At 27.7% G+C, this 23,930-nt stretch carries 25 protein-coding genes; all 25 read right to left on the reverse strand.

Going from position 1 to position 23,930, the window contains the following annotated elements; genetic code table 11:
- Position 1: 1 nt before the first annotated feature.
- The 25 genes from ACH5BH_RS08560 to soxC all read right to left on the reverse strand — a co-directional run bounded on the left by ACH5BH_RS08560 (position 2) and on the right by soxC (position 23,555).
- Positions 2-241: a KH domain-containing protein gene (locus ACH5BH_RS08560; protein ID WP_404305681.1), complete on the reverse strand. Its 240-nt coding sequence runs from the start codon at positions 239-241 to the stop codon at positions 2-4.
- 16 nt (positions 242-257) lie between these two features.
- A complete protein-coding gene (rpsP, locus tag ACH5BH_RS08565) occupies positions 258-485 on the reverse strand; it encodes a 30S ribosomal protein S16 (protein ID WP_404305683.1) in 228 nt (75 codons plus the stop codon).
- A 79-nt stretch (positions 486-564) separates the two neighbouring features.
- Positions 565-1,917 (reverse strand): signal recognition particle protein, encoded by a 1,353-nt coding sequence (gene ffh / locus ACH5BH_RS08570; RefSeq protein WP_423298068.1) that lies wholly within the window; start codon positions 1,915-1,917, stop codon positions 565-567.
- 170 nt (positions 1,918-2,087) lie between these two features.
- Positions 2,088-2,843 (reverse strand): pseudouridine synthase family protein, encoded by a 756-nt coding sequence (locus ACH5BH_RS08575; protein WP_404305687.1) that lies wholly within the window; start codon positions 2,841-2,843, stop codon positions 2,088-2,090.
- The gene (gene waaA / locus ACH5BH_RS08580) at positions 2,830-3,978 is read right to left on the reverse strand and encodes a lipid IV(A) 3-deoxy-D-manno-octulosonic acid transferase (RefSeq protein WP_423298069.1); all 1,149 of its coding nucleotides are present in this window, start codon (positions 3,976-3,978) and stop codon (positions 2,830-2,832) included. Before waaA ends, ACH5BH_RS08575 begins: the two co-directional genes overlap by 14 nt.
- Positions 3,979-3,980: 2 nt before the next feature.
- Positions 3,981-4,700: a zinc ribbon domain-containing protein gene (locus ACH5BH_RS08585; RefSeq protein WP_423298070.1), complete on the reverse strand. Its 720-nt coding sequence runs from the start codon at positions 4,698-4,700 to the stop codon at positions 3,981-3,983.
- Complete coding sequence (locus ACH5BH_RS08590; protein ID WP_423298071.1) at positions 4,693-5,448, reverse strand: Nif3-like dinuclear metal center hexameric protein; 756 nt, start codon at positions 5,446-5,448, stop codon at positions 4,693-4,695. The genes ACH5BH_RS08585 and ACH5BH_RS08590 overlap by 8 nt, the downstream gene beginning before the upstream one ends.
- Positions 5,449-5,457: 9 nt before the next feature.
- Positions 5,458-6,396, reverse strand: a complete 939-nt coding sequence (gene glyQ, locus ACH5BH_RS08595) for a glycine--tRNA ligase subunit alpha (RefSeq protein WP_404305694.1) — start codon at positions 6,394-6,396, stop codon at positions 5,458-5,460.
- Positions 6,397-6,572: 176 nt separating this feature from the next.
- A complete protein-coding gene (locus ACH5BH_RS08600; protein WP_423298072.1) occupies positions 6,573-7,877 on the reverse strand; it encodes a glycosyltransferase family protein in 1,305 nt (434 codons plus the stop codon).
- A gap of 10 nt (positions 7,878-7,887) precedes the next feature.
- On the reverse strand, positions 7,888-9,168 hold the full coding sequence (locus tag ACH5BH_RS08605) for a peptidase U32 family protein (protein ID WP_423298073.1): 1,281 nt from the start codon (positions 9,166-9,168) through the stop codon (positions 7,888-7,890).
- A gap of 100 nt (positions 9,169-9,268) precedes the next feature.
- A complete protein-coding gene (locus tag ACH5BH_RS08610) occupies positions 9,269-12,061 on the reverse strand; it encodes a methyl-accepting chemotaxis protein (protein ID WP_423298074.1) in 2,793 nt (930 codons plus the stop codon).
- Between the two features lie 69 nt (positions 12,062-12,130).
- Positions 12,131-13,288, reverse strand: coding sequence for an HD-GYP domain-containing protein (locus ACH5BH_RS08615; RefSeq protein WP_423298075.1), 1,158 nt, complete (start codon positions 13,286-13,288; stop codon positions 12,131-12,133).
- Between the two features lie 38 nt (positions 13,289-13,326).
- Positions 13,327-14,109 (reverse strand): alpha/beta hydrolase, encoded by a 783-nt coding sequence (locus tag ACH5BH_RS08620; protein WP_423298076.1) that lies wholly within the window; start codon positions 14,107-14,109, stop codon positions 13,327-13,329.
- A 16-nt stretch (positions 14,110-14,125) separates the two neighbouring features.
- Positions 14,126-14,563: a DsrE family protein gene (locus ACH5BH_RS08625; protein WP_404305706.1), complete on the reverse strand. Its 438-nt coding sequence runs from the start codon at positions 14,561-14,563 to the stop codon at positions 14,126-14,128.
- Positions 14,564-14,573: 10 nt separating this feature from the next.
- Positions 14,574-15,014: an MOSC domain-containing protein gene (locus tag ACH5BH_RS08630; RefSeq protein WP_404305708.1), complete on the reverse strand. Its 441-nt coding sequence runs from the start codon at positions 15,012-15,014 to the stop codon at positions 14,574-14,576.
- On the reverse strand, positions 15,014-15,802 hold the full coding sequence (locus ACH5BH_RS08635; RefSeq protein ID WP_423298077.1) for a thioredoxin family protein: 789 nt from the start codon (positions 15,800-15,802) through the stop codon (positions 15,014-15,016). Before ACH5BH_RS08635 ends, ACH5BH_RS08630 begins: the two co-directional genes overlap by 1 nt.
- A gap of 89 nt (positions 15,803-15,891) precedes the next feature.
- Positions 15,892-17,658 (reverse strand): thiosulfohydrolase SoxB, encoded by a 1,767-nt coding sequence (gene soxB / locus ACH5BH_RS08640; protein ID WP_404305712.1) that lies wholly within the window; start codon positions 17,656-17,658, stop codon positions 15,892-15,894.
- An 18-nt stretch (positions 17,659-17,676) separates the two neighbouring features.
- Positions 17,677-18,330 (reverse strand): rhodanese-like domain-containing protein, encoded by a 654-nt coding sequence (locus ACH5BH_RS08645; RefSeq protein WP_404305713.1) that lies wholly within the window; start codon positions 18,328-18,330, stop codon positions 17,677-17,679.
- Between the two features lie 105 nt (positions 18,331-18,435).
- The gene (locus ACH5BH_RS08650; protein ID WP_404305715.1) at positions 18,436-18,870 is read right to left on the reverse strand and encodes a hypothetical protein; all 435 of its coding nucleotides are present in this window, start codon (positions 18,868-18,870) and stop codon (positions 18,436-18,438) included.
- A gap of 12 nt (positions 18,871-18,882) precedes the next feature.
- Positions 18,883-19,818 (reverse strand): sulfur oxidation c-type cytochrome SoxA, encoded by a 936-nt coding sequence (soxA, locus tag ACH5BH_RS08655; protein ID WP_404305716.1) that lies wholly within the window; start codon positions 19,816-19,818, stop codon positions 18,883-18,885.
- Between the two features lie 40 nt (positions 19,819-19,858).
- Positions 19,859-20,176: a thiosulfate oxidation carrier complex protein SoxZ gene (gene soxZ / locus ACH5BH_RS08660; RefSeq protein ID WP_404305718.1), complete on the reverse strand. Its 318-nt coding sequence runs from the start codon at positions 20,174-20,176 to the stop codon at positions 19,859-19,861.
- A 63-nt stretch (positions 20,177-20,239) separates the two neighbouring features.
- Positions 20,240-20,689, reverse strand: a complete 450-nt coding sequence (soxY, locus tag ACH5BH_RS08665) for a thiosulfate oxidation carrier protein SoxY (protein WP_404305719.1) — start codon at positions 20,687-20,689, stop codon at positions 20,240-20,242.
- A 16-nt stretch (positions 20,690-20,705) separates the two neighbouring features.
- A complete protein-coding gene (soxX, locus tag ACH5BH_RS08670) occupies positions 20,706-21,056 on the reverse strand; it encodes a sulfur oxidation c-type cytochrome SoxX (protein ID WP_404305721.1) in 351 nt (116 codons plus the stop codon).
- An 11-nt stretch (positions 21,057-21,067) separates the two neighbouring features.
- A complete protein-coding gene (locus ACH5BH_RS08675) occupies positions 21,068-22,249 on the reverse strand; it encodes a c-type cytochrome (RefSeq protein WP_423298078.1) in 1,182 nt (393 codons plus the stop codon).
- The gene (gene soxC / locus ACH5BH_RS08680; RefSeq protein ID WP_404305725.1) at positions 22,221-23,555 is read right to left on the reverse strand and encodes a sulfite dehydrogenase; all 1,335 of its coding nucleotides are present in this window, start codon (positions 23,553-23,555) and stop codon (positions 22,221-22,223) included. The genes ACH5BH_RS08675 and soxC overlap by 29 nt, the downstream gene beginning before the upstream one ends.
- Positions 23,556-23,930: the final 375 nt, after the last annotated feature.

Consider the following 23,930-nt stretch of genomic DNA (forward strand, 5'->3'; position numbering starts at 1 on the left):
ACTACTTTGATACTACTTGAATTTTATATGAAACACCATCTTTTGCTTTACAACCATTTGCCATAGTTTTTAAAGCATTAATCATATTTCCATTTTTTCCAATAAGCTTTCCAATATCAACACTATTTGCTACTATTGTAATCTCCGCAAAAGTATCATCAACCATTTCTTTGTAAACCTTAATATCTTCGGGTTGACTAACAATTAATTTTGCGTAGTTTTCTATAAATTTAATAATCATTACTTATCTCAATAACTTATTTAGCTGCTAATTTTTTAACTTTTTCAGAAGGTTTAGCACCTACGCTTAACCAATAGTTATATCTTTCTTCGTCTAATTTTAATACTTTTGGCTCAACTACTGGGTTGAAGTAACCAATTGATTCAATCCATCCTGAATCTCTTCTTTTTCTTGAGTCTGTTACAACGATTCTGTAAAATGGTTTTTTGTTTCTACCCATTCTTGTTAATCTAATTACTGTCATGTTATTCCTTTAATTTTTTAATAATAGTATTGAATTCTAATCTCTTCGTAAGTTCACAATTCAATACTATAAAATGTTTTTATCTTGGTATTTTTGGCATCCCACCAGGTCCCATTTGAGACATCATATTTTGAAGTCCTTTCATACCACCTTTAGATGAAAGTTTCTTAGCCATTTTTGAAGCATTTTTAAACTGCTTTAATATTTTATTTATTTGCATTTCTGTTAAACCAGAACCTTTAGCAATTCTCTTCTTTCTTGAAGCGTTCATTAAACTTGGTTGTTCTCTTTCTTTTGGAGTCATTGATCCAATTAAAGCTTTAATTCTTTTTATTTCATCTGAGTTTTCAAAGTCCATATCTTTTAAAGGTCCAGCCATAGCAGATAAGCCAGGGATCATTCCAATAATTGATTTCATAGAACCTAACTTAGACATCATTGATAATTGATCTAAGAAATCATTAAAATTGAATTCACCTTTTTTAATCTTCTTAGTAACTTCTTTTGCTTTTTTCTCATCAATAACAGCTGATGTTTTTTCAGCAAGACCTTCGATATCTCCTGCACCCATTAGCCTTGACACAATTCTATCTGGAATAAATACTTCAAGATCTGGCATTTTTTCACCAATACCTATAAATCTTAAAGGAACTCCTACTTGATGTGCAATAGATAAAGCAACCCCACCTTTTGTATCACCATCATACTTAGAAAGAATCACACCATCTATTCCAATTTTTTCTTTAAAAGTAGTTGCTGTTTTTGTTGCATCATGACCAGTTAAAGAATCAGCTACATAAAAAATTTCATCAGGTTTCACTCCTTGTTTTACATAGTCTAATTGTGTCATTAACTCTTCATCAATAGCAAGCCTACCTGCTGTATCCACTAATAATACATCATAATGTTCAGCTTTAGCTTTCTCTTGGGCTTTAATAGCAATTTGTACTGGATCTTTTTCATTATCATCAAAGTAAATATCAACTTCAACTTGTGCAGCAATTTGTTTTAATTGTTCAACTGCTGCTAACCTTTGTAAGTCAGCTGCTGCTACTAAAACTTTTTTCTTTCTTTGTTTTAAATAATTTGCTAATTTACCTGTAGTTGTTGTTTTACCAGATCCTTGTAATCCTGTCATTAAAATCGTTGTTGGAGGAGTATTTGAAAATACAAAACCTTGATTACCTTCTGTAGTTAAAAGTTTTGTTAACTCATCTTTTAAGGCATTTAAAAAAGAGTCTTGCCCTATTCCATTTTTCTTTGTTTCAAGTTCAACAGCAGCAGCTAATTCTTTTGTAGTTTTATGATGTACATCAGATTTCAATAAAGATTTTTTTAATTCTGTTACTGCTTTCTTTAATGAAGCAGCATCATCTTTATGTCTTATTTTATTAACAGCATTTCTTATTGAACCGGTTATTGAATCAAACAAAATGAAACTCCATGATTTTAAATTTTGTGGATTATACTTTTTTAATACTTCAAGAAAGATTAAATTTAATTAATTTAAGTTTTTTTTTAGATTAAAGTTTTTCTTCAAATCACTTTAAGCCCAAAAAATGGGCTTTTATATTATTTAAGAGTATTTTTAAAGCTTAATTTTTAATTAAATTCATACACATTAAATTCTCTAGGTTCTTTTGCTTCAAATTCATAATCGAAAATTTTAGTTTTTTTAGAATGCAATAATACTCTATTAATATTAGGTGCTGCTTTTCCATATACAGAATCACCAATAATAGGTAAACCAACTGAGTTTAAATGTACTCTGATTTGATGTGTTCTACCTGACTCTATAAGAACTTTTATTTTTGATTTTTTACCCTCTACAAGCATTGGATAAACAGTTGTTTTAGCAGGTTTCCCTTTTTTCATATCAATTTTAGATTTTGCGCTACCTTTTCTTTCTCTTGTAGTTAAAATTGGTTTATCAATTTCTATTTCATCAATAACTCTACCATCTACAACTGCTACATACTCTTTATATACTCTATTTGCTGCAAACTCTTTTATTGCTTTTACTCTAAATTCTTCTGTTTTAGCAAACATCATTACTCCTGATGTTTCTTTATCAAGTCTATTTAAAAGTATTGCTTCCTTAAACTTCTTTGACACTTCATCTGCTGTTAAAAATGCTGGTTTATCAACTGCAATAATATTTTCATCTTCAAAGATTACTTTAACTTCTGCTGGATGCTTTACAGTAAATTTAGTATTAGTACTAATTTCACCTCTTGCAATCATTACTTTTTTACCCTCAGCTCTTACTAAACCTTTATCGATTAAATCTTTTGCTTTTGAGTTAGAGATATTTTCTTGTTTTGCTAATACTTTATATGCTTTATCATAAGTTGCCATTTATTTCCTTTATTATAGGCTCTATTGAGCCTATTTTTTTTAATTCTGCTTTTTCTAAAGTATCTAATTTATTTAGATACTCACCTATTTGTTTATTTTCAATTAAATAGTAGTTTTTTACACATTCAAAAAGTGATTTTTGATTAAATATATTTTTTCCACTAATTATTTTACACCCAAAGTATGCTGGTTCAATAGGATTGTGTCCTCCTATTTTTTCAAAAGCTCCACCTAATATCACAATATTTGATATTGCAAAAATCTCATTTAGTATGCCCATTTTATCAACTAATATTATATCAGCTTTAAAATCCTGTTTTGTTGAAAACCTATTATAAGTTAATTTTTTATCTTTTATAAAATCTTTAATTAACTTATCTACTTTTTCAAACCTTTCTGGATGTCTTGGAACTATTAAAAGTTTACCTTGTGACTTATTATAAGCTTTAAGAATTAACTCTTCTTCTTTTTCATGAGTACTTGCAGCCGTAATAACATTTACATCTAGTTTTTCAAATATATTATTTACTTTTGGAAGTTGAGCTAATTTTATATTACCTATTACTTCTACGTTTTTTGCACCTAGACTCTCTAATCTTTCCTTATCAATTTGACTTTGTGCAAATACTTTATCAATATTTTCAAAAATTTTTTTATATAAAAAAGATAATCTTTTATAAGAATTATAAGATTTATCTGAAATTCTTGCGTTTATTAAAAAAGTCTTTGCACCTTTTGCTTTTGCACATAAAAAAAGCATATACCAAAGTTCAGCTTCCATCACTACTAAAACTTTTTGTTTAGTTATCCAAAAAGGTAAAAATATTTCAAAAGGTAAATATCTTACATTTGAAGTTGATTTTTTTGCTTCCTCATAACCAGTATTAGTAATAACTGATATATTAGCTTTTTCTAAATAAATATCAATCAATGGTTTAAGAGCTTTTGTTTCACCCATAGAACAAGAATGAAACCATATACCATTTTCATTAAATCTCTTATTTTGTTTTAAAAAAAATTTTGCGGGAATTGCTACTTTGTATTTAGATGTTCTTGATTTATATAATAAATAAGGTAATGCAAGTATATATACTATTGAAAGTATAAAATAATAGAATATACTAAAAAGGCTCAAAATTAAGCCTCTTCAGTTTCATCTTCTTTATATAGAATTCTTCCACAGTGTGGACAGTTGATAATCTCTTCTGATTTTATTACTTCTGCATACGTTTTGTCATTGATTTTCATATAACATCCGTAACAAGCTTGTTTTTTTACAGGAACTACAGCTGAGTCTTTTGCCCATCTTTTAATTTTTTCATAGAAAGTTAGAATTTTATTATCAAATTTCTCTAATAATTCACTTCTTTCTTGATAAACTACATTTCTTTCTTTATTAATTTCTTCAATTGTATTATCAACTGCAACTTGAATATCTTTAATAGATTCTTCTTCTTCAGCAAGTTTTTCTTGAAGTTCTTTAAGTTCTTCTTCTTTTGCAGTTGCTAAAGTATCAAGTCTTTCAATCTCTTCATTTGCAAATGAAATTTGCTCTTTAGCTATTTCTTCTTCTAACTGTAAAGCTTTTAACTCTTTTTCAGTTTGTACATCTTTATTTTTCTTTGCAATATCTTCTAATTTAGTTTTTAATTCTGCTAAATGAATATTGTTTTTTGTTCTTTTAGATTTAATTTCATCAATTTCTAAATATATATCATTTATTGATTTTTTAATTGACTCTGCTGTTTCAATAAATGTTGCTAATTTTGCCTTTTCATTTTCAATTTTAGGCTCAAACATACTAATTGCTTTATCAAATTTTGATAACTTGATTAGATCCTGTAAATACTTATTCAACCGTTTCTCCTTGTTTAAAAAACTCAAATGGATTTTTTGAAGCTGTTATTATAGCTTTTAATTCATTTTTTTTCAAATATTCTGAAAGTAGTGACTCTAAAAGTTCACTAAAAAATCTTTCACTCTCATAATGTCTAATATCAATTAATGAAATTCCTCTAGCTTTTGCTTCCATAGCATCATGATATTTTATATCTCCTGTTAGAAAACAATCAGCTTGAACCTCACTTAATAAAGACATCCCTGCACCTGTAACAATAGCAACTTTTTTTATGTGTTTACTACATTTAACTGCTTTTGTTGTCTTTAAATTTAATTTATTTGATACATACTTCACTAAATCTTCAAAACTCATATCTATATTTGCATAAGATATAAATTCATCAGTATTTAAAACCTCAAATCCTAAGATTTGATTTATTACATACTTATTTAAATGAGTTTTATCAATATTTGTATGCATAGAAATTAATGCAATATCTTTTTTTATTAATTGCTTCAAGATTTTTGTACTATAAGAATCAAAATTAACTCTTTTTAAACCTGAAAAAATCAATGGATGATGTGTTATTATTAAACTATTAGGTTTAATTTGTTCAACTAAAGACTCATCTAAATCAATACTAATATGTACTTCTTTAACTTCATCTTCCATTGAACCTACTAATAAACCCGAATTATCCCATTTTTCTTGTAATTCAAAAGGAGATAATTCATTTAAATAGTTATAAATATCTTTTACTTTCAAATGTCTACCTTATGCAAATAGCTCTGGTTTTGTTTCTTTTAAATTAGCTAAAGCTTTTTTAGCTGCTTCACTATCAACTTTTTCTAATCTTTGAATTTCTTGTTCTTTATATAAAACCGCACAACCTTGTGCTAGTTCTCTAACTTTTAAAATATAGTTTTGTCTTTCAGTAACTGAAATAGCTTTTCTTGCATCTAATGTATTAAATGCATGAGAAGCTATCATACATTGATCATAAGCAGGAAGAGGAAGTCCCTGAGCTAAACAAGATTTACATTCATTAAAAGCATCATCAAAATGTCTAAATAACATATCAACATTTGCTACTTCAAAATTATATTTTGAAAATTCATACTCATCTTCTTTATGTACATCAGCATAAGTTGTAATTCCATGAGCATTTTCATTCCATACAATATCAAATACAGAATCTACACCTTGTAAATACATAGCAAGTCTTTCTGTACCATAAGTAATCTCAACAGCAACAGGATCACAAGGAAGCCCCCCTACTTGTTGAAAATATGTAAACTGTGTTACTTCCATACCATCAAGCCATACTTCCCATCCAAGACCCCAAGCACCAAGAGTTGGAGATTCCCAGTTATCTTCAACAAATCTAATATCATGTTTAGATAAATCTAAACCTAAATATTCTAATGACTGTAAATATAAATCTTGAATATTATCAGGACTTGGTTTTATTAAAGTTTGAAACTGATAATAAGCACCTAATCTATTTGGATTTTCTCCATATCTTCCATCCGTTGGTCTTCTACTTGGTGCTACATAAGCAGTTGACCAAGGAGTTGAATCTAAACTCCTTAAAACTGTTGCTGGATGAAAAGTACCAGCACCTGCTGGAATATCATAAGGTTGAACAATATTACAACCTTGATTAGCCCAGAACTCTTGTAATTTTAATAGAATTTGCGAAAATGTAACCATTAATTTATTTCCTAACTCTTAAATTTTCAAAACCATAGATCTAATAATAAAATTTTCTACTTTACTACATCCATGCTTTTGATTATTTATTCTTGTATATTTTAAAAGAAGTAAACTATATATATTTTTGAAGTTTTTAAAATATATAGTTTACTTTCATAAAGTTGTAGATTATATCAAAATGTTTCTAATAGTTTGATAATCTTAGATATTTTAAGCTTTTTCCAAGATTCGAATTTGTAAAAAGTTAAAGACTCATTTTCAAAAATAAATTTAGACATGCTCTTTGATTTATCTTGAATTCTTATTGCTTTAACATAATCATAATATTTAATTTCTTCTTCTATTCTTTGACTTGTAGAAATAACTACAGTAGGAATCATAAAAGCATCACTTATATGCATTGTTGAAGTATGAGTAGTTATCATTTTATCTGCAAAAGAAATAATATAAACTAAATCTTGAAAAGTTTTTGAATATTTATTTAGATTTACAAGCCTATCATCTTTAAATTTATTATCTATATTTAAAGTAGTAATAATTGTATAATCTTCACATTTTTTAAGTAATTTTCTTAATATTTTTAAAGCAAATTCTTGTGGAATAGATTTATTTATATCAGCTGCATAAGGATGATATAAAAGAATTTTTCCTTTTGATTTTAAAGCTATTAATTTTTCTTTTAATTTAAAATCAATTGTAAACTTATCAATATTTATTTGATTATGTTTTTCTAAAACATTAACTTTTTTATAATTTATACCAAATTTATATAACCAAGCATCAGTCCAATTTAACACATCATAATAGCTTGAATGTTTACTAACCATACTATTATCAACAAAATAATCATAGGTACAAAATCTTTTTACATTTAAGCTTAATGGATAAACTTTATTTATAAAATCTTGGTTTAAATATATTTGCTTATCCCTAGAAAAAAAAGTATTATTTGAAGCATTTAAATACACATCAAATAAAACCTCATCATAAACTTCTTTTAATTTATTATAAAAAACTCTAAGTGCACTACAAGAACAAAGCATTTGTCCTATTGTATCACCCATAGTTCCAATAAAAGCTACATTTATTTTGTTTTTCTTAATAATAAGTTGTTTTTTTAAATCAACATATTCACTACTTTGTAAAAAAGTTTCAATCTCTTTTTTATCATTAATAAAATATTCATTACTTATTTGTTTATATTTCGAAAATTTTAAAAACTCATTTTTATTTGATATTCCTAATTCAATAGGAAAATCCTCTAAACTTCTTATTTTATCTTCAATAAGAAGTCTAGCTTTATACAGCTTTTCATCTACATTTTTAAAAACCATTTTTAAATCTTCAAAATCATCATAAGTAGTAATATATGCTGTCTCATTATTAAGATTAGATGGTGTTTTAAATTTAAAATACTTAATTAAACTACCATCTGTTGTTTTGACATTAATATTTTGAGTAACTCTAAAAAAAATCATTTATTAAAAACTATACTTCTTCTGTATTTTCTACTCTTAACATTGTTAAATAAGGTAGTTTTCCTGGTAATTGAATTTTATTTGTGTTTCCACTATGAACAGAAGCTAATTCTTTATTTGTTTCAGTTAAAATCTTATTAAAGTTTACATAATAAATACCATCTTCTTTTTTGAAGATTTTTCCTATTTCATTTTCACACTCTTGAATTTGCGCGCCTCTTGGAGCAAAAATCTCTACATCATTACCTGGATAAATTTTATATTTACACATAAAATGACTTTCATCTTCTGTTACTAATCCACTTACTTCATAAGAACCTTTTGATAATGCATACTCATGGTTTTGTGTAGTTGTTTTTTCAAATGGTCTATGTACTAAATAAGCATCAGTGAAGCCTCTATTTTTAGTAGTGTGTAATTCTCTTTGATACTTTTCAGGTTTAAATTCACCTGCATAATAATCATCAATAGCTTCTCTATATGCATTAGCTGTAACTGCTGCATAGTAAGGTGATTTTGTTCTACCTTCAATTTTAAGAGAATCAACTGCACCAGAATCTAAAATCTCTTTAATATGTGAAGCTAAGTTCATATCTTTTGAGTTAAAAATATAAGTTCCCACACCTGGTTCTTCTTCTAATCTAAATAGTGTATTTTGATTTGTACTTTCTGCATAAAGTGTATATTCAAATCTACAATCATTTGCACATGAACCTCTATTTGGAACTCTACCACTTTGAACAGCAGATACTAAACATCTACCAGAATATGCAAAACACATAGAACCATGTACAAAAATTTCAATTTCCATATCAGGTAAATGCTCTTTAATTTGCTTAACATCTTTTAAAGAAATTTCTCTTGCTACAACAATTCTTTTTACACCTAAATCCCAAAATACTTTTGCATCTAAATAGTTAAGTACATTTGCTTGAGTTGATAAGTGAACATCAATCTCTGGTGCAATTTCTCTACAAAGTTTAACAACTCCAGGTGCTGCTACAATAAAACCATCAGGTTTTACTTCTGCCATTTTCTCAATATGCTTTTTAAGTAAATCTATTTGATTATTAAAAGGGAAACCATTAATAGTTGCATATACTTTTTTACCTCTAGCATGTGCATAATCTATACCCTCTTTAAAAGTTTCAAATGTAAACTCTTTTCCAGCTCTAATTCTTAAACTAAAGTGACTAACACCAGCATAAACTGCATCAGCACCATAATTAATAGCAATTTTTAATTTTTCTAAGTTCCCTGCGGGGGAAAGTAGCTCTACTTTTTCGCTCATAAAATTCCTTTAATAATATTTATCATTTATATATATTTTCTAAAATCTGGAATTATAGCGAATTTTGCCATAAATATAAAAGTTAAAATCAAGAAAGCTTTTAAAAGCTTTCCCAATCATTTGAAGAAGATGAAGTACTTAAAGAATTATCCTTATTCAGTGTATTATTATCATTATTTTCTTTTTTTATTTGATCTAAATGCGAGAATACTTTATTCATTGACTCTTCTAAATTTGTTGCTATTTCTTCTAATTTATTATTATTTATTGAATCAGTTGCATTTACATCAACATATTCTTGAACTAAAGCATGAACTTTATGATGTTCTTTTTTCAACTCTATCCAATTTGATGTTTTTGTAAAACTTCTATTTTTAGATTCTTCTTCAAGTATCCATTTCCCAAACTTACACTCATTTGATGTTTTTACTTTCCATGAATTTTTAGTAGTTCCAACTTTTTCAAAATTTTCATTTTTAAATTTAATATGATCATTTTTTAATTCTGAAATTTTATATACTAAATCTATATCAGATAATTCACTACTTTCATACTCATCAAATTTTGCACGCTCTGCCATTTTTAATAAATTATCAGAAAGAGAACTAACCTCAACTGCAAGATTACTAATTGTAGTTGCAGAATTAGCATTTTCTTGTGTAGCTTTATCTAAATCATTTATAGTATCATTTATTTGAACAATACCTCTTTCCTCTTCACTACTTGCTTGTGTTACATCTTTAATTAAACTAATAGTTTCATTTATTTTTTCATTTAAATTACTATAACCACTTATCATATTATTGGCAATGTCTTTACCTTCATTTGCTTTTTGAGTTGCTTTTTCTACTATTTCTTTTATTTCTTTTGCTGCATCTGAACTTCGATTTGCTAAATTTCTAACTTCTTGTGCAACTACTGCAAACCCTTTTCCTGCCTCACCTGCTGTTGCTGCTTCTACTGCTGCATTTAGAGATAATATATTTGTTTGAAATGCAATCTGATCAATAATAGTAATTGCTTCATTAATAGAATTTACTTGTTCATCAATTTCATCCATTGATTTAGTTGTTTGTGAAGCTAAATTCTTCCCTTGAGAAGATGAATCATGAAGTTGTGACGCAAGACCTGACATTTGATTTACTTTTTCAACATTTGACTTAATAATTGCGGTAATTTCTTCTACAGCTGCTGCTGTTTCTTCTAATGATGCTGCTTGTTGATTTGCAGATGTTGATAAATTTGTCGCACTTTTTGATAAGACTTTTGTATCTTTATTAAGCTTTTTACCACTTTGTGTGATCATAGATAAAAGCTCAGAAACACTTCTACCTATAAGTTTAGTACTAGAGTCAATAGAACCTATAATTCCATTTGCATGCTTATTAGTATTTGTAATTTTAAAGTCAGAACCTCCATATTTAATCAATATGTTATTTAACTCTATCAAGTTTTCGTTTGTTTTATCTATCATATTATTAATTGAATCTCTTAACTTAGTTATTTGAGGATTTGCTGAACTTTTTTCTATTTTATAAACATAAAACCCATTATTAACTTTTGTTATAACGTCATCAACTTCTTCAATAACTTTTGAGTCCTCTGAGGCTTGATCAATTAATTTTCTAATATATTTATTAAAACTTATTACAAGTTTCCCGAATTCATCATTAGATGTTAATTTAATTTCTTCATTTGTATTATTATGATCACTCATTTTTTTAATTGCATTTTCTAAGTTATTAATTGGATTTACAATTGCTTTTTTTACAAAATATGAATAAATTAAATACATAATAATTATAGCAACTAAAGAAAAAATTATAATTCCTTTTATAATATCATTTATCTCATTAGCTGTTTTTTCTTTCATTGCTATTATATCAGCTTGTATATCATCAACATAAGCACCTGTTCCAATAACCCATCCCCAAGGTTCAAACTTTTGAACATAAGAAAATTTTTTTTGTGGTTTATCATAACCTGGTTTTGGCCAAAGATAAGGGACAAGTCCTCCTTCTTTGTTTTTATTAGTTATTTCAACAAACTCACGGAAAAAATATTTTCCATCTTTATCTTTTAAATTAGTTAAATCCTTTCCATTTAAAGTAGGTTTAATAGGATGCATAATCATTTTTGAGGAAGTATCATTTATCCAAAAATATCCACTCTTACCATATCTCATTTTATTTATTGTATGTAAAGCTTCTTCTTTAATTTTTTGTGATACATCATCAACATAAGATCCTGTTCCGATAACCCAATTAAAAGGTTTGAATAATTTTACATAAGAAACTTTTGGTTGTGGCTTTTCAAAACCAGGTTTTGGCCAAACATAATCTACAAAACCCTTACCACTTTTTTCAGCAACTTCAACAAATTCTCTAAATATTTCTTTTCCACCCTTATCTTTATATTTATAAAGATTTTTCCCATTTAACTGTGGTTTAATAGGATGCATTACTATTACTGCTTCCATATTATTTATCCAAAAATAACCATTTTCCCCATATCTAGCTTTTTGAACTATTGATTTTAATCTATTTTCAAGTTCTTCTTTTGAAAGTGTATTTTTGTATTTTTCATATTCACCATTAAGAATAGTAAAAATAAAATCAGTTTGACTTTTTAATTGATCTTGTACTTCATCTTTTATTTTTTCTATTGATGTTCGTTTGTGGTAAGCATCTACTGTTTTCATAGCAAGAGAAACATAATTTTTAAGTTCTTTCTCTTTTTTCAAAAAAGCTTCATTTGAATACTCTTCAATATTTTGCGATGAAAATCTTTTTATAGACAGTATTGATTCAACTGCAACTACACTTGAAACAACTAAAATTGTAAATAGTGCTAATAATAAAAGCTTAGCTTTTATCGTAAGATTTAAAAACATACTCAACCCTTAAAATAAACTAGTTTATGATAGCTTCTAAAGCAATAAAAAGTCAAGTATGTATATATATTATTCTAATATTTTTTCAAAGTCTTTTACTATAGATAAATCTATTTTACCACTTTCTGACATTTTATACATAATATCAATAACTTTTTTGTGACTATATGAATTTCTATAGGATTTATTAGTTATTAATGAATCATATATAATTATACATGCTAAGATTCTTTCTTTTAAACTTAAATCTTTTGCCATATAAGAATAAGGATATCCTTCCCCATTTAACCTTTCTTGAACCTTACTTGTCCAAATACTAATATCATTAAATCCTATAATATTACTTAAAAATTTTTTATTATAATAAGGATATGCCTTTATTATTTCATACTCACTTTTACTTAACTTATCTTTTTTATTTAAAATTTTACTAGGTACTGTAAATTTACCTATTTTACATAAAGAAGCTGCAATTAAAAGTGTCATTTTATCTTTATATTCAAAATCATAATATTCAAGAAGCTTCTCTAATAACAATAAAATTTGACTATTTTTTGATTCTAAATTAGCAAAAATTGAAGTAATAGATAGAAGTTCATCATAATTTAAAACTTTAGAATAATCTAAAAGATTAGAAAATATATAAAAAAGTATCTCATTTTCATTTTGTAAGTCTAAATAAAAACTTGTTTTTTTTGAATAAGATAAAAAATACTGTGCAAACTCCTTTTTAAATAAAACTCCTTGATTTAATTTTATAAAATCATTTATTTTCTCTATATTATCAATACTATTGTTTGATAAATCAAATTTGATATCTAATGTACTTACAAAAGATATTATCTGCGAGAACAAAGGAATTTCATCATCTTTTAAAGCAAAGATACCTGAACCATCTATCTTTTCGTGACTATATTTTAAATTATCATGATTTGAGTTTAAAAAAGGCAATTTACTAGCATAAGATTCATTTAAAAGACAAAACTCTTCTGATATTTTTTTTGCTTCATATAAACCAATATTTGATATCAAACAATAAGCACACAAATCAAATTTTTCTTCATTTGAAAGTTTCAGTTCATTTGCTATCATTAAGCTTACATAAGCAACTCTTTTTGAATGCCCTAAAGATACATTAAGGTACTCTTTTGATATATAATCAATTGCATTTGAAATACCTAATAAAAAATTATTTAAATTAAATACAATTTGTGTTTTTTTATCCATATAAATATCCCATAAAATAAAAAAATCCGAAAGGATTTTTAGTAATCAAGTAATTCTGTAATTGCTTCAACAGATGAATCAGTCATATCTAAATCAAGATGTACACCATCTTTAACTTCAATTAACTTAACATTTAAACCTTTTTGTTTAGCAATTTTATAAAACTCTTTTGTCACTTCTGGTTTTGAGATTTTATCTTTTGTTCCATATATAAGTAAAATATTTGTATCTTTTGAAATATTATCAATCACATCAATAGCAGAAATAAGTTCTTTATTATTTGCTACTTCATGAATATTATATCTTCCTCCAACCAAAGCTATATTATCTATTAATTCAGGTTTTAAACCAAGAATAGTTGCTCCTATCATAGCACCTGCTGAATGACCTATAAAGTTTACTTTTTGAGCATTATATTTTTGTTTTAGTTTTTCAATTGCTTTTGAAACAAATAAAATATACTCTTTTTTAGCTGCCAAATTTTTAATTTTATCATTATCTAAAGCAGGAAATATATTAGAAGTAGAGTTTGAATAACCAGGTAAAGAAATTGCTACTGTTGTATAATCAGTAATTAGATTTAAAGTTTCAACAAAGGGAGCATATCTTCCTAAAGTATTTGTACCTCTATCCCATGTACCATGAAGAATAATATTTAAAGACTCACTATCTTCTGCATTAACAACTGCTAATTCAAGACACTCATTTTCAACATATATATAATTATTACCTTTTGCTGTACATTCAGTCTCATTAGCATAAGCTAAAACTGACATAAAAACAAAAAAAACTGTTATTTTTAAAATTTTCTCAAATTTCATATTTAACTCCTTTAAATTAATATGCAATTATTCCTGTATAACCATCAATTTGTCTTTCAATTAATTCTACAATTCCTGCTTGAACATAATCAACATCTTCAATAAAATCATCTTTAGTCCATTTCATAGTTTCCATTGTATTTTTACACACAATAAATTCAACATCATACTCCATTAATGAATTAATTCTTGTAAGTGTTTTTTTATCATAATCTTTTTTTAAAGCTCTTATTCCATTTCCATAAGCAATTACTACAACTTTTAAAGACTCAGCTGGGTACTCCTTTAAAATATTATAAATAGTACTAAGATTATGATTTACTTTTTTTAATTCTGAATCATAAAGTTGAATTGCAACTTTCCTTGGATTATCAAAAGTTGGTTGAGGATCATTAAAAGTTGATTTTCCATAAACAAATACACTTATAAATAAAACTAACAATATCTTTTTCATATACATTCCTTTAATTTTTTGTTACTAACATATTTTTCTTTATAATACCACTTTTTATTATTTTACAGTATAAACCTCTACAGTCTTTTATTATAAGTGGTAATTTTTTACCAAATACTGATAAATGATTACAAATCGTGCACTTTTGAGTAACTTCTAAAACTGCATCTTCTACAATAAATCTTGTTCCAACTTTATAATCATGTGGATTAAAATCAAGTAAAATATTTTCTCCTAAACTCCCATATTCTAAACTTATATTATTTTTTTTGGCAAGTTCATAAGAGTTTACACCTACAATCATAACAGTACTATCTAAATCTTTTAAAGCAAACTTATCAAACTCAATCCCATAATCTTTTATAAGATTTAAACTTTCAACCCTTGGTCTAGGTAAACCACTTTGCTCTTTTTTTGCACTAAATATTTCAACTACTTTTCCTAAAGACATTATAGATTTTCCTTTAAAATCTCAATAAAATCTTTTTTTACCCATGCCCCTGGATAAATATTTAAAAGTGCTCCGTCTTGTGTTAAAACAAAAAACGTTGGGGTCATTCCTTTAAATTTCTTTTTTAAATTAAAAGGTAAACTCACAAAATCAACATCAACTTCTAAGAAAATATAATCATCATTTATTTTTTCTTGAATCTCCTCTAAATCTAAGACATCTTTTTTCATTTTCTTACAAAAATAACAACTTTGAGATGTTGCATAAACTAGAAAATGCTTTCCTTCTTTTTGTGCTTGATTTAATAACTCTTTTTCATTATATTTTTTATCTAAAACTTTTACTTTTGAAGAACTATTTTTTAATCTATTTTTTTTATAATCCATAAAATAATATGCTAAATTAGAAGCTTCCTCTTCTGTAATTTTCATCGGCTCTTTCTTTTTATAATATTTAAGAACATGAGAATCACAAATACTATTGTTTAGATCTGGATTTCCTAAATACTCTTTTAAATACTCTTCAATTTCAATTACTCTCATTTCAGGATCATTTGGATCTCCTATTTTTCTTGAGCTTTCCATTATTGCCCAAGCTAACATATTTACAGTTGGTATTTCAAGTTTTAATAATTTATTATTCCTTTGGAAATAATTTTCTTTTAATTTTGAAAAAGATATATATCCTTTATGACAACTTGCACATTTGTTATCAAATATTTCTTTTCCTTTATTATAATCTGCATTTAAAATATTAATTATAAATAAAAATATTAATAATATTCTCATAACTTTTCCTCATTTCAATTTAATAAATAGCCCTAAAGCTACTTATTAAATCAAAAAAGTATAAAGAAAACTCTTTATACTTTTGTTGATTAAACAATTCCTGGATTACCTTTTATTCCAATAATATCAGGAGTATCAACTTTTAAATTTTGAATATGTTTTACATTTTTTAAATATGTTTCAACTGTTTCCCATACCGGTTCACCTGGTGATTTTGCACCAACAGTAGACCATCCTGCAACAGAATATTTTTTACTTGGATCTAATTTTGAGCCATTTCTAGTTAACTGAATATCAGAAATTCTCTCTCCCATTTTTGCAGTTGGATTAATTCTATATGAAATACCACCTGTTCTTACCATATCTCCACCTTGTTGATAAAATGGATCTTCATTAAATAAGTTATCAGCAACATCTTCTAAAATTAGTTTAATATCTTTTCCTGAAATATCTCTTCTATAAGTTTCTGGATATGTCATAGCAGTTTGAGTCATTAAATCATCAAAAGTAATCGCTTGACCTGGAATTACAGATGTTCCCCATCTAAAACCAGGAGATAAAGATATTTCTGCATCTTTAACTTCCATTAGGGCATCACAAATAATTTGATCCCAAGAACCATTAAAGTTACCTCTTCTAAATAATGTTTCATCAGTAGTTGCTATTTCTCTTGTTAACTCTTTTAAATAAGGAGCTCTTACATCTTCAATATATTTTTTCATCTGTTTATCTTCTGGAATTAAATCAGAAAAAATAGGTAATAGTGTAAATTTAAAATCTTTAATTTTTCCATTTTGAATATCTAAATCAAGAACATTTAAGAACTTACCATTTGAACCTGCATTACAAACATAAGTAACACCTGCTTCATTTTTAACAGGATAAGCTTCTGGTACACCATCATGAGTATGACCACCCATAATAAAATCAATTCCTGTTACAACCTCAGCCATTTTCTTATCCGTATCATAACCATTATGAGAAAGAACAATCACGGCATCTGGTTTTTCTTCTTCTCTTATTTCATCAACTAATTCTTGCATTCCCTCATCATTAATTCCAAAAGTCCAATCTGGAATAAATCTTTGTGGATTAGCAATAGTTGTATAAGGGAAGGCTTGACCAATAATAGCAACTCTAGCATTACCCATTTTTTTAATAGTATAAGGTTTAAATGCATGACCAGTATCTTCATCATAAGCTTCTGCTGTTCCTTCAAACAAAGAGTCTTCTTTTACTTTAACATTCTGTGCTAAAAACTCAGCATCTAATAATTTTACATTTTCAAGAACTTCAGAAGCTTTATATGTAAACTCCCAGTGACCTACTGCAACATCAACACCAAGTAGGTTCATAGCACCAACCATGTCACGACCTCTTGTATATAAAGCTGTTGCACTTCCTTGCCAAGTATCTCCACCATCTAATAATAAAGTTTTATCTTTACCAAATGAATTAGTTAGAAAATCAACTACAGTTTTAATCTGAGCAAAACCACCTGTTCTACCCATAGCTTTAGCATGTTTCTCAAAATTTACACAAGAATAAGCATATTCTAATCTTTTATTACCTTTTATTCCATAATAATCAAGCAGTTTTTCACCTACAATATGTGGAGGCTTACCATAATTACCATGAAACCCTAAGTTTACACTAGGCTCTCTAAAGTAAACTGGCAAAAGTTGTGCATGAGAATCAGTCATGTGCATAAATCTTGCATTACCAAATGGTTTTAACTTATAATAATCTTCTAGTTTATTTGTATCTGTCATTCTTGTATGTGAATTAGCAAATACTGGTGCAGCTCCTAGCATAGCCATCATGTATACAAATTCTCTTCTACTTAATTTGCTCATTTATTAACCTTTTATTGTTTATTTTCCTGAACCTGCTACTGTGAAACCAAAAGAAGTCCACGCTTGCATTCCACCTCTATAATATTTAATTTTGTGTGCTGGATATCCCATGTTTAATAAAGAATATTTAACATTTTTTATCATTGCAGGAGTTTGTCCACACCAAAAGCCGTTACAATAAGCTACAATTGTTTTAGCTTTAGAAAAATCAAGTGTACCGTCTTCTCTTTCAACCACACCCATTTCATCTTCCATCATTTCAATTGAAGTTTCTTTTGAGTCAAAGTTTGTAAAAGGAACATTTACAGAACCTGGTATTCTTAATTTAGCATGCCACCCTGGTTTTCTTGAATCTAAAATTACAATAGAATCATCAGTTTGTGCTTTCTTCATATATTCAATAAATTCCAACTCACCAACAGTTTCAACACCTTTTGCTAATTGAATTGGTTGAGGAGCACCTCTGTTTGTAGTATTGTATAATTCAGAAATTAAATTTCCTGATTTTTGATTTCTCATTAGAGTAAACTTTTCACCATTTAAATTCATTTCTATTGATTTAACACCCTTTGAAATTGGTACAAACTTTGAGCTTTCACCCTCTGCAAAAGAGTTTGTTATACACAAAGTAGTAATAGCTGTTGCTAATAATGTCTTTTTAAAAAATGTCATTTTATTCTCCAGTTTTTTATTAATTAATAATATTTAATAATTCATATCACAAAAAAAAGCCAAGATAAAAATCTTGACTCTTAAAACAGTGTTTTAAAATTTAAATTAGTATTTATAACCTTCACCTGGTTGTGCTAATTTCCAAGTTGATTTTGCTTCGTGGGCTTGTTGTAAAGCTCTTATAGCAAATTTACAAGCTCTGTGAGCAGCAAAGTTTGTTTCTAATTTTGTTTTTGATTTTTTACCTTTAAAAGTTTTAGGGTTAACTTCTTTTGCATTTGTTTTAATAGCTTCTTCAACAGAAACAATAATAGCTGAGTTATTAACACCTAATCTTCTAAATTCTAATCCCTCTTTTTGAGCAATGGCATTATATTTTTTTGCTGTTTCAATAACATTTTTAATACCATTTTTTTCAACATTACAAACTTTTTCTATATCAATTTTAGAAGCCATTTCAGGAGCTGAAGGAGTCTTTGCACAAGCACTTAATGCAAATATAGCTGATACTGCTAGTGATAAACTTAATAATCTTTTCATAATAGTTCCTTCTTACTTTCTAATATCTGGGCCATCAACTGGCATTCCATTTGACATATAACTCATAAAGTATAATAACTCTTTCATAGTTTCTGATTCATTCTTAGGTGGTACTTGCCCTTGGTCTTTTACACATCCAGACATTCTTCTCTCTAATGTTCCTAAACCATCATTATTAGCATCTTTTGCTCCCCATTTTAATCTATATACAGGGAAATGTGATGTTTGACCTAATAATTGAGATAAACTTTCATTTCTAACTCTTTGACCTGCACCTTGAACATGGCAAGTTGCACAAGAAAGTTTTAAATAACCTCTTTGAGAATAATAATACTCTTTTCCTCTTTCATAAGCTTCTGCTGCTGCTTTACTATTAATTTGAATATTAACTTTTTTCTCAGCATCTCTTGCTTCATTTGCAAAATATGCTTGTAAATGTGCCATTTTACCTTTTGTTGTTTTCCAAGGTTTTTCCCCATTATCTTTTAAACACGTATTAATAGCTGAAGTTAAAGAAACTAATTGTTTTTTCTTATCATCAAAATAAGGATAATCTCCCGCAATATCAGGATTTGGGAAACAGTTTTTAAATGATTTACCATTTGCAAATGCTTTTGTATATAAAGCCTCTCCTGCTTCTATAAAATCTTCGTATGGAGGAAATTCATTTATTTCTTCATAAGAAGCTCTACCATTTTTAGAAAAAGCATAGTTTCCTTTAGAAAACTCTTCATGTTTAACTCCACTTATAATATTGTTTTTTAATTCATCATCAGTAGAATATGGGAAAAATGTATTTTTATTTCCATAAGGATCTTTGAACTTTGCTTCAAAATAATCAATTAAAGCAAGTCTATCTTTTTCTGCTTGAGCATTAAAATCAGCTGCATTTAAAGCACATGAAGTAAGTGCAACTAAAGCAGTTGTTTTTGCAATTTTTATTAACATAATCTCTCCTTAGGTTTAGCTAGTTACATAATGTAACTAACTATTTAATCTTACTTTTATCAGTTCTTGAATCACCTTTTAAGTCAATCCAAGAAATCTCAACTTTATCACCTTTTTTAGCACCTACTGATTCAGCATTAAACTTAAACTTTAAGTATGGATTTTTTGATAAAAATTGTGATGTTGAAGCTTCAAATACAATTTTGTCATTTACTTTTGCAGTTAAATATGTAATAAAATTCGCTTCTTTTTTTGCTCTTTCTGCCTCTTGGTAACTTAACATTGAATGTTTCGCCATAGCTTTAACAGTTACAACACCTTTTTTTAATTTTGCTTTAATTCTTGTTTTACCAGCCATTTTTATTCCTTTAATTTTCTATTTTATGCTTTTAATTTTATGTATTTATTAGTTGGGGTTAAATCAACCACCACATCCACCAATTGTTACTTTTACTAATTTTGAATCAGAATATAATTTACCATTTTCTTCTACAACAGCTGTAACTGTTCCTGTTTTAGCCATTTTAATTCTAATAGAATAATCAATAATTCCACCTTGTGGTACTGTAAATACAGCAACTGCACTTTCAGGGTTTGCATCTTGGAATACAGCTACTTTTGAACCAGCTAATTTTGAAGAAACAGTTACAGGAATAACTGCACCATTTTCAGCAATATCTGGAGCTTTTAATTTTACTTTACCTTTAGTAGTAGAAGTTGTTCCAAAAATTTCTTTCATAGCTTCATCAACTTTTGTTGCAGTCCAAGCTTTTGGCTTTGTTTCTCTAAAATTTACAGCACTTAAAGTTGAAGGTGCTATAGATAATGCTAATGCTCCTAATCCGAATCCTAAAAAATTTCTTCTATTCATAATTTATTCCTTTTCTTTATTTAATTGTTTTTAAAAATGCTACAACAGCTTTAATTTCACTATCACTTAACCAACCATTTTTACCAAAAGCTGGCATTGCTGAAATTGGATTTGTTGTATATGGATCATAAACCTTGTCATATAAAGCCTCATCAGGCCAATATTGTAAAGCTTGAAGTTTAGGCCCCATACTACCAGGTCCATCAACTTTCATACCTTCAATTGCATGACATGCAAGACAATTACCTTTATTTTTTGTCATAAAGATTTCTTTACCTTGCTTAATTAGTGCATCATTTGCTACTGCACCAGTAAACGAAACTGCGGTAATCGCAGATGCAAGTAGTAGTTTTTTAATTACCTTCATTCCTTACCCCTTTATTTGCTAGAGTTGATCATATAATCAACTACTTTTTTGAACTCTTCATCAGATAAATTCATAGCCCCACCTTTAGGAGGCATTGCATTTATACCTTTGATACCGTTATTATACACTGCTTCTTTACCTTTTTCAAGTACAGAAGCCCAAGCTTCTTTATCACCAAGTACAGGAGCACCAATAGCTTTGTTTCCATGACAAGCTGCACAAGATGTTTCATAAGCTTGTTTTGCTTTAGGGTCTGCTACATTTCCTTTTTCTTCTTCAACTTTCCAAAATCTTTTTGTTGAAGCAGGTGGTTCAAAATCATTTAACTCATTTTTAATTCTAAGAACAGGAACTTTACCTTTTATACAATCTTTCATACATCTTGTACCAGTACCATAGTTTTTAGGATCACTTAAAAATGCTCTCATATTTTCGATACCTTGTTTAGGATCTTTTGTATCAACATTTGGATAAAAACCATCCTCATTAGGCATTTTTATTTTTAAAAATTTTTCTCTATCTAAAACATACTCTTCATCAAGTTCTTCCCCATCAATTTCAATACCATTTTCCATTAACAAATATGCAGTAAGAGCATATACTTCACTATTAGTTAAAGATTTTGGATGATTAAAAGGCATTGAATCTTTAATATACCAAAAAAGTGTACTTGCATAAGGCCAATATGTACCAATTACTTTTATTGGTGCCTCAGGGCTAGGATTTTTATCTGCTGGATTTAATAATTGATTAGTTAAAGATTCAGTTGAAGATTCCCCAACAGATAGTCTAGGATAACCTTTACCACCAGCACCAAATTCGCCATGACACATAGCACATTGTGCATCATAAAGTTCATTACCCCATTCTACAGAACCTTGTGCTTTTTTTGGTTTTCCATTTTCTAATACTGGTTTTCCATGTTTTGTATCATACATAGGAAGACCTGTACCATCAGGCATTACATCAGTATTCCATGCTGCTATTTCATTCTTAGTAGCAGTTCTAAAATGATTAAAATTCTTAACTTTTTGTGTATTTACATGATAAGAAGTATATTTACCATCTTTTACTTCATATTTTATAGCTCCATCTACAACCTTTTGTGCTGCATAAGATGAAGTTAACAATGTTGAAGCAGCAATAAGCCCTAGTAAAGTTTTCTTAAGCTTTATGTTTTCTAATGTGAACATTATTAACCTCCCCTTTAGAGTTAACTTCCCAAGTTACCATAGCATTTCTATGATAAACATTTTCTACACCAACAACTGAAGTTTCTTGATCAATTGTAGGTTGTACATTACCTGTATCATCAACTGCTCTACTTGTTAATAAAATAGGCTTTCCATCCCATTTATAAATATAACTAAACCTTGTCCATGCTTTTGGTAGTACTAAACCTTTTAAACTTGCTTCAACCCAATTATCTCCACCATCAAATGAGATATCTACATGTTTAACAGTACCTTGTCCAGACCAGGCAATACCTTGAATTTCAACAATATCACCTTTCTTAAGGTTAGTCCATGGCTTTTCAGGACAGGGAGATGTAATTACAGAATTAACCTCATTAATCCAGAAAAACTGAATTGCTTTTCCTGATTTCTGAAGCATTGTATATTTTGAAGTTTCTTCTTTAGCATGCCATGGCTTATCTGAAAACTCTAATCTTCTTAGCCATTTTGTATTTAAATTACCTTCCCAACCTGGAACTAAAAGTCGTAAAGGATACCCTTGTTCTGGTCTAAGAGCTTCTCCATTTTGTCCCCAAACCAGCATTGCATCATCTAAAGCTTTTTCAACAGGAATTGTTCTGGGATTTGTAGCGTTATCACTTCCTTCTGCTAACATCCATAAAGCATCATCTTCTAAACCAATATCTTCTAATACAGTTTTTAGCATAACTCCTGTCCATTCAGCTTGGCTCATCATACCTTTCATAAACTGTAAGTTATTAAATTGAGGTCCTCTCCAACCTGTACTTCCATTTGCTGGACACTCAATAAAATATATTCTACTTTCACTTGGATATTTTTTTAAATCATCTAAAGTTAAAACTACTTCTTTTTTAACTTTTCCATGAATCATTAATCTAAATTCATGGGGATTTACATGAGCTGTTCCTCCATGATTTCTAGTAAAGAATAAACCATTTGGAACAATAATACCATCTAATTCATGTAAAGGACACATAGAAACTGTTGCATATTTATCACCAGAAGATAGAAGTTCAGTAGTTCTTCTTACTACATTATGTTCATAAGGAGATGGTACTCCGTATGGATACTTATCAGTCTTATCACCAAGCTTAATTCCCCATTCAGCTTCGTTCATAATTGCTACATCATCTGCTTTTGCTTTTACGGGACCTAAAACATTTGCAGCAGCAATTGCACCAGCTGAATAAACCGCAGTTTTTCTAAAAAAATCTCTTCTACTTAGTTTCTTTGATGAAACATTATCAAGAGCTTTTTCAGAATTATTACTAGCTTTCGTCATCATTCCTCCTTATATATTGGTATTTAATTATACCAGACAAACAAATCTATTATAGATATGAGTATCTTAATAAATACTAAATATATAAATATAAACTTTTCTTATAATTATATATATTCAATTTATTATTACTTTATCATATAAATATCATAACAATTTTTTATCATATTTTTTAAAATAGCAATTAAATAGCTATAAATACTAGTTTTTAAAGGATTAAACAAATTTATTTATATTTATGATAATTTTCATTTATCATTTGTTGAATATAAAAAAATTTACAAGAATTAAATAATAATTTGGTATTTGAGTAGTAATGAAACATAAAAAGAGATAAATATTGATTTTAGCATAAAACTGAATATGTATTCAGTT

Origin of the sequence: Arcobacter rhizosphaerae (assembly GCF_049472155.1) — a bacterium.
GTDB lineage: Bacteria > Campylobacterota > Campylobacteria > Campylobacterales > Arcobacteraceae > Arcobacter_B.

Bases quoted from the DNA above. Each gene is read 5' to 3' on its own strand.
- glyQ (WP_404305694.1), bottom strand. From the start codon at position 6,396: ATGGTTACATTTTCGCAAATTCTATTAAAATTACAAGAGTTCTGGGCT.
- ACH5BH_RS08620 (WP_423298076.1), bottom strand. From the start codon at position 14,109: ATGAAATTTGAGAAAATTTTAAAAATAACAGTTTTTTTTGTTTTTATG.
- ACH5BH_RS08560 (WP_404305681.1), bottom strand. From the start codon at position 241: ATGATTATTAAATTTATAGAAAACTACGCAAAATTAATTGTTAGTCAA.
- ACH5BH_RS08575 (WP_404305687.1), bottom strand. From the start codon at position 2,843: ATGGCAACTTATGATAAAGCATATAAAGTATTAGCAAAACAAGAAAAT.
- ACH5BH_RS08650 (WP_404305715.1), bottom strand. From the start codon at position 18,870: ATGAAAAGATTATTAAGTTTATCACTAGCAGTATCAGCTATATTTGCA.
- soxB (WP_404305712.1), bottom strand. From the start codon at position 17,658: ATGAGCAAATTAAGTAGAAGAGAATTTGTATACATGATGGCTATGCTA.
- ACH5BH_RS08675 (WP_423298078.1), bottom strand. From the start codon at position 22,249: ATGTTCACATTAGAAAACATAAAGCTTAAGAAAACTTTACTAGGGCTT.
- ACH5BH_RS08630 (WP_404305708.1), bottom strand. From the start codon at position 15,014: ATGTCTTTAGGAAAAGTAGTTGAAATATTTAGTGCAAAAAAAGAGCAA.
- soxC (WP_404305725.1), bottom strand. From the start codon at position 23,555: ATGACGAAAGCTAGTAATAATTCTGAAAAAGCTCTTGATAATGTTTCA.
- ACH5BH_RS08615 (WP_423298075.1), bottom strand. From the start codon at position 13,288: ATGGATAAAAAAACACAAATTGTATTTAATTTAAATAATTTTTTATTA.
- soxA (WP_404305716.1), bottom strand. From the start codon at position 19,818: ATGTTAATAAAAATTGCAAAAACAACTGCTTTAGTTGCACTTACTTCA.
- ACH5BH_RS08625 (WP_404305706.1), bottom strand. From the start codon at position 14,563: ATGAAAAAGATATTGTTAGTTTTATTTATAAGTGTATTTGTTTATGGA.
- rpsP (WP_404305683.1), bottom strand. From the start codon at position 485: ATGACAGTAATTAGATTAACAAGAATGGGTAGAAACAAAAAACCATTT.
- soxZ (WP_404305718.1), bottom strand. From the start codon at position 20,176: ATGGCTGGTAAAACAAGAATTAAAGCAAAATTAAAAAAAGGTGTTGTA.
- soxX (WP_404305721.1), bottom strand. From the start codon at position 21,056: ATGAAGGTAATTAAAAAACTACTACTTGCATCTGCGATTACCGCAGTT.
- ACH5BH_RS08600 (WP_423298072.1), bottom strand. From the start codon at position 7,877: ATGATTTTTTTTAGAGTTACTCAAAATATTAATGTCAAAACAACAGAT.
- ACH5BH_RS08645 (WP_404305713.1), bottom strand. From the start codon at position 18,330: ATGACATTTTTTAAAAAGACATTATTAGCAACAGCTATTACTACTTTG.
- ACH5BH_RS08610 (WP_423298074.1), bottom strand. From the start codon at position 12,061: ATGTTTTTAAATCTTACGATAAAAGCTAAGCTTTTATTATTAGCACTA.
- soxY (WP_404305719.1), bottom strand. From the start codon at position 20,689: ATGAATAGAAGAAATTTTTTAGGATTCGGATTAGGAGCATTAGCATTA.
- ACH5BH_RS08635 (WP_423298077.1), bottom strand. From the start codon at position 15,802: ATGAGAATATTATTAATATTTTTATTTATAATTAATATTTTAAATGCA.
- ACH5BH_RS08605 (WP_423298073.1), bottom strand. From the start codon at position 9,168: ATGAGCGAAAAAGTAGAGCTACTTTCCCCCGCAGGGAACTTAGAAAAA.